5 protein-coding genes are annotated in these 5,266 nt (G+C 37.0%); all 5 read right to left on the bottom strand.

Annotated elements, in window-relative coordinates; all coding sequences use genetic code 11:
- Positions 1 to 54: 54 nt before the first annotated feature.
- The 5 genes from ypeB to CHI06_RS04690 all read right to left on the bottom strand — a co-directional run bounded on the left by ypeB (position 55) and on the right by CHI06_RS04690 (position 5,189).
- Positions 55 to 1,404 (bottom strand): germination protein YpeB, encoded by a 1,350-nt coding sequence (ypeB, locus tag CHI06_RS04710; protein WP_095247273.1) that lies wholly within the window; start codon positions 1,402 to 1,404, stop codon positions 55 to 57.
- 13 nt (positions 1,405 to 1,417) lie between these two features.
- Positions 1,418 to 2,365 (bottom strand): spore cortex-lytic enzyme, encoded by a 948-nt coding sequence (gene sleB / locus CHI06_RS04705; RefSeq protein ID WP_257009165.1) that lies wholly within the window; start codon positions 2,363 to 2,365, stop codon positions 1,418 to 1,420.
- 111 nt (positions 2,366 to 2,476) lie between these two features.
- The gene (gene prsW / locus CHI06_RS04700) at positions 2,477 to 3,166 is read right to left on the bottom strand and encodes a glutamic-type intramembrane protease PrsW (protein ID WP_095247272.1); all 690 of its coding nucleotides are present in this window, start codon (positions 3,164 to 3,166) and stop codon (positions 2,477 to 2,479) included.
- A gap of 95 nt (positions 3,167 to 3,261) precedes the next feature.
- Entirely contained in the window at positions 3,262 to 4,218 is a 957-nt protein-coding gene (locus CHI06_RS04695; RefSeq protein WP_095247271.1) for an asparaginase, read from the bottom strand.
- The gene (locus tag CHI06_RS04690; RefSeq protein WP_095247270.1) at positions 4,215 to 5,189 is read right to left on the bottom strand and encodes a YpdA family putative bacillithiol disulfide reductase; all 975 of its coding nucleotides are present in this window, start codon (positions 5,187 to 5,189) and stop codon (positions 4,215 to 4,217) included. The genes CHI06_RS04695 and CHI06_RS04690 overlap by 4 nt, the downstream gene beginning before the upstream one ends.
- Positions 5,190 to 5,266 lie beyond the last annotated feature (77 nt).

Genomic DNA, 5,266 nt, shown 5'->3' with positions numbered 1-5,266 from the left:
GCACAAATCAACAGAGTTCTAAAATTATTATTTTCCTTTTAACACAGCCAAACCTTAAATAACTTCGTCGTAAACTTCCTCGGCGTTCTTTAACTTTTCTACTTCCTCTTCGGTACCATCTACTGCATTAATAAAAATCCTGTAGGTGTCATCATCTATGGTTCCTAGGAATTCATAACACAATACTTCTTTGTTTAGATCATTAACGATAATCGCTTGTCTCTCTTCCATGACTTTAAAGTTAGGATTTACTTTGGCACGAGCTTGCTCACTTGTTAGAACTGGTTTTTCTACTTCCCTAGTTTGGAAGGATTTTAGATATTCCTCTGCTGTGAAACCTATAATATTTCCATTATCAAGCGCCACCTCAACCTTAACAGCTTCAGGATAAATCCTAATATTGTTCTCACTGGTGACAAAATTAAATACACCTGTGTTATCATATTGCATACTCTCAAACAATTCTAGATTTTTATAACCATTTTCCTTCAGAAAAGCTGCTGCCTTAAGATTTGCATCATTTAAGCTAATCTTCTGTTTGTCAACTTCTCGGTGATTAATAAACCATATTGGATACCCTGCTTTTTTCGTGATATCCATACTTCCTTCTTGTCCAGTTTTCTTGTTTTTTATTGATACACTATAAAAACCATAATCTGAACCCTTACCACTCTCTGTGACTTTTACTTCGGAATTCCCATCAAATTTCATATATTTTTTCGCAATACTGATTGCTTCTTTTTCAGAAATGTTTTTTCCTTTAATTTTCTTAAAATTTTCATCTTTCTTTTGCATGTTCGTAAAAGTAGGTCCAAAGTCACTTTCATCAAAGCCCGACACCGTTTTTTCGACTGTTTTAAATCCATCAATTATCGTATTGTCGGTTTTTTCTTTTCCTGAAGCTAACGCTAGTTCTACATCCATCCAGCGCAGATTGTTTTCCAATACCATATGCTGTACTTTACGAAGCTCACTCTGAATATCACCAGATTGCTTGTATAAAACCTTTAACGTTTCATACTCCTCTTCTGATAATGGTTCTTTATCTAAATCTCTCACAGCCGTTTGATAACTAAACTTTCCAATTTGAGCCAAAAATTCCTCCGTTTTATTGAACGGGAGCAAGGTTAACGGAAGTTGACCGACATCACTATGAGCTTCCGAGGTTAATCGCCAAACCTCTACTAATGAAGGTGACAAGGAATATCTTGAATTCATTGCAAGAGTTGTTCCAATCTTATCGTGAAGTAAATCCATCTCATAGGTAAGATCGTGAAAGGCACGTTGATAACTATTTTCAGCATTGATTAATATTGCGTTTTTCTCTCGATGTTCTTGGTAACCCCAGTAGGCAGTACCCGCAACACCTACTGCGAGAACACCTATGATTATTCCTCTTATCATCCTATTCACCCCTCTATTCGCAAAAAATATGTTTTCCGATTCGTTTAATTTGTGGTCTTGACCAAATCCACTTACTTGTAGCCGTAGCCGGATTAAAATAATATAGGGCTTCCCCTGTTGGATCAATGCCGTTTATTGCATCTAGTACTGCTTTTTTAGCTTGTTCGTTTGGAGTCAGCCAAATTTGTCCATCCGCAACGGCCGTAAATGCACCCGGTTCAAAAATAACCCCTGAGACAGTGTTTGGAAAGGATGCGCTATTAACACGATTTAGGATGACGGCAGCAACTGCAACTTGCCCTGTATATGGTTCACCTCTGGATTCTCCATACACAGCATTCGCCATTAATTGGATATCGTTACTTGAGAAACCACCTGGCGTATTTGCAGCCGTTGGTTTTTTTGGTGGTGCTTTTGGGGCTGCAGGTTTTGGTGCAGCCTGCTTAGGATTCGCCGTATTAGCTGGTGTTTTTGGTTGAGCATTGGGTTGTGTTTTTGGTTGAGCATTGGGTTGTGCTTTTGGTTGTGCTTTTGGTTGTGCTTTTGGTTGTGCTTTGGGGTTCGGTGCACTCTGCTTTTTTTGGTCCACTCCACCATAATGGGTAAATTTATTCCCTTTATTGATTTGTTCCTTTACAAATTGTTTATTATATTTGCTTGCTTTAGCTAATTTTGCCTTTGTCTCTGTACCTGCAAGTCCATCGATTGGTAATCCAAACTCATATTGAAAATTTCTTAGTGCCCAATAGGTGCTCCACCCGAACACACCATCAATTTTCCTGTTGTAAAATCCCAAATACTGAAGTCTAGATTGAAGCTCGATGACATCATCTCCAACAGCACCTTGTTGAATAACCTGGTTAGAGAATGCATAAGCCCTGTCGTTCTCTAGAAACGTAAATGGCACCATACAAAGGGAGATTAAGAGTGGAAATAAAAATTTAACAATTTTCTTCTTCATGGTAAAGTAACCCCCAGTTGTAAATCTTTTTAGATGTAAACCTATTTTTTGTTTTAATGCCAAATTTATTCAAAAAAAATCCCCTTCATTTAAAATGAAGGGAATTTCTCTTTAAGAATGAAAGGAATTTTGAGCTGAATATTGTTTTTTCTTATGGTTTGTCGTTAAGATTCTCGCCATTTTAACCTTTCTTAAGCCAAACCACCAAAGAAAAATCATAAAAGGTAAAATAATATATAGCCAGTTTTCTTGTGAAATTAAAATATAATCATAAGATCCATGCAGGATGAATGGCAAAAGTAATGATATGAATACCCACTTAATTATTTTGCCTTCGGAGAATTTTGCTTTTCCAAGGTAAAATCCCATAATGACTCCGAATAAAGCATGACTTGAAACAGGGAGCAATGCTCTTGCCATAGCATGTTCAATCCCATTGGCAAATAAATAAAATATATTTTCAACAGTGGCAAAACCAAGAGAAACAGCCACACCGTACACAATTCCATCAAATGGTTCATCTAACTCAACATGTTGGTAAATCGCATAGAACAGGATAAACCATTTAAAAAACTCTTCGAGCAGACTCGAGGAAAGGAATGCATCAATAAATCCAGATTTAATGATATTCTCTGTATGAAGCACATGCTGAATAAACATGATTGGAAACACCAGAAGAGCACCGTACATGAAGGTCCTAAAAACTACAGATATTGGCTCTGACTCATATTCATCTTTTAAATAAAAATAACTCAGCAAGGCCAAACCTGGGGCGATGCCGGCTGATAATATTCCCAGCATGGTTAATCCTCATTTCAAATAATTCGTATACTTAATCCTAACATGATATTGTCATTAATTAAATCAAAGATTATATCCAATTTCCGATTTGTCTATTAATAGTTAATTTTCTCTAGTCCGCTAGCAAGTGCTACCGCTAATTTAATTCTTGCCTTTTTGGAGTCATTATCACTGCCAAGGATTACACCCTTATTGTATAAATCATAGGCACTGCCTTTATAATCATAAGTGGTATACACAGAACCCTCTTCTGCACTCGTTGTAATCACCAAGACAATTCCTTCTGAAAGTGATTTTTCAATTTCCTCCATCATTTGAGGAGCTACTTGCCCGCGTCCAACACCTTCAAGGATAATCCCTCTGACCCCAGATTCTCTGGCAGCCTTAATAAATTTCCCATCGGCTCCAATATAACATTTTATAATATCTACTTGAGGAACCGGTGATTGAATGGCAAAATACTCCCGCTTGATTGGTTTTTGAAAAATATGAACCACATCATTATCGATAATTCCAAGGTAGCCAAATCCAAATACGTTAAATCCCTGGATGTTGGAGGCATGTTCCTTCTTTACATACCTAGCTGCAAATATCCGTTCATTGAACACAACAACAGCTCCTGCATATTGTAAATCCTCTGAACAAGCTGAATAGATTGCATGTCTAAGGTTTATGTATACATCACTTCCTAAGTCTTCTGGAGACCGTTGGGATCCTGTTATTACGACTGGACGGGGGTCCTTAATGGTTAAATCCAGAAAGTAGGCTGTTTCCTCAAGTGTATCCGTACCATGCGTTACCACCACTCCGGAAACCTTATCATCCTCATAATATTTTTCAATTTTATTTTTTAATACTACTAAATCTTCAAAGGTAATATGTATGCTTGCTTTTTGAAATACTGATTCAATGATTACTTCGATATCCTTAGGCAGATTACACATAGCTGCCAGTTCTTCTCCCGTTAATTCTCCCGATGCTAATTTCCCTGAATCCTTATTGGTTTTACTGGCAATCGTTCCTCCAGTTGTTAATAATACAACTTTTTTCATAAAAATTTTTCACCCCTTTTTTTGATTGATTGAGCAATAAGACTTCCATGAAACCTGCCATTTTCAATAAATATTTCGTTAGCATTATTACCTGCAGCAATTACTCCTGCAATATAAATGCCCTCAATATTCGTCTCCATAGTTTCAGGATCAAAAAGCGGCCTTCCCGTCTCTTCGTCAATATTAATCCCCATATTCTTTAAGAATTGGTGATCTGGTCGATAACCTGTCATCGCAAAAACGAAATCATTGTATATGGTCTTTTCTTTTCCATCCTTTTTATATCTTACCTGGTCATTTGTAATCTCAATAATATCAGAATTAAATTCCATTGTTATGGTATCGTTACGCACTAATGCCTCAAATTCTGGGAGAATCCATGGTTTTATGCTCGAGGAATATTCTTTCCCACGGTATAAAACTGATACTCTAGCACCTGCTTTAACAAGTTCAAGGGCTGCATCTACACTGGAGTTCTTGCCGCCGATTACACAAACTTCCTTATCAAAATACGGGTGTGCTTCTTTAAAGTAATGAGACACTTTTGGCAAATCTTCTCCAGGCACTTTCATATAGTTTGGGTGATCATAGTATCCTGTAGCAATCACAACAAACTGTGTTTGATATGTCTGTTTATTGGTAACTACTTGAAAACCATTTTCTTCTTCCAACACCTTTGATACTTTTTCAAAAGAGTTAATACGCAGTTGTTTCCGCTTAACAACATCCCGATAATAAACGAGCGCTTGATTTCGTTTCGGTTTATAGCTTTCTGTAATAAATGGAACATCACCGATTTCTAGCTTTTCACTTGTACTAAAAAATGTTTGATGTGTTGGGTAATGATAGATGGCATTTACCACATTCCCTTTTTCAATAATAAGCGGGTTAAGCCCAATTTCTTTGAAGGCAATAGCAGCAGCTAATCCACATGGCCCCCCTCCGACAATAATAATATCTTCTAATTGCAAAATTGATCACCTCAATATATTATTCCAAGGCTGTGTTAAATGGGTCTGTTGATTTGCGCTCCAGGCACTTCGCTTTC

The organism is Bacillus sp. 7884-1 (assembly GCF_002272245.1).
GTDB lineage: Bacteria > Bacillota > Bacilli > Bacillales > Cytobacillaceae > Neobacillus.
Note: the sequence above shows the minus strand (reverse complement) of the source record. Positions and strands in the feature narration are given on the sequence as shown.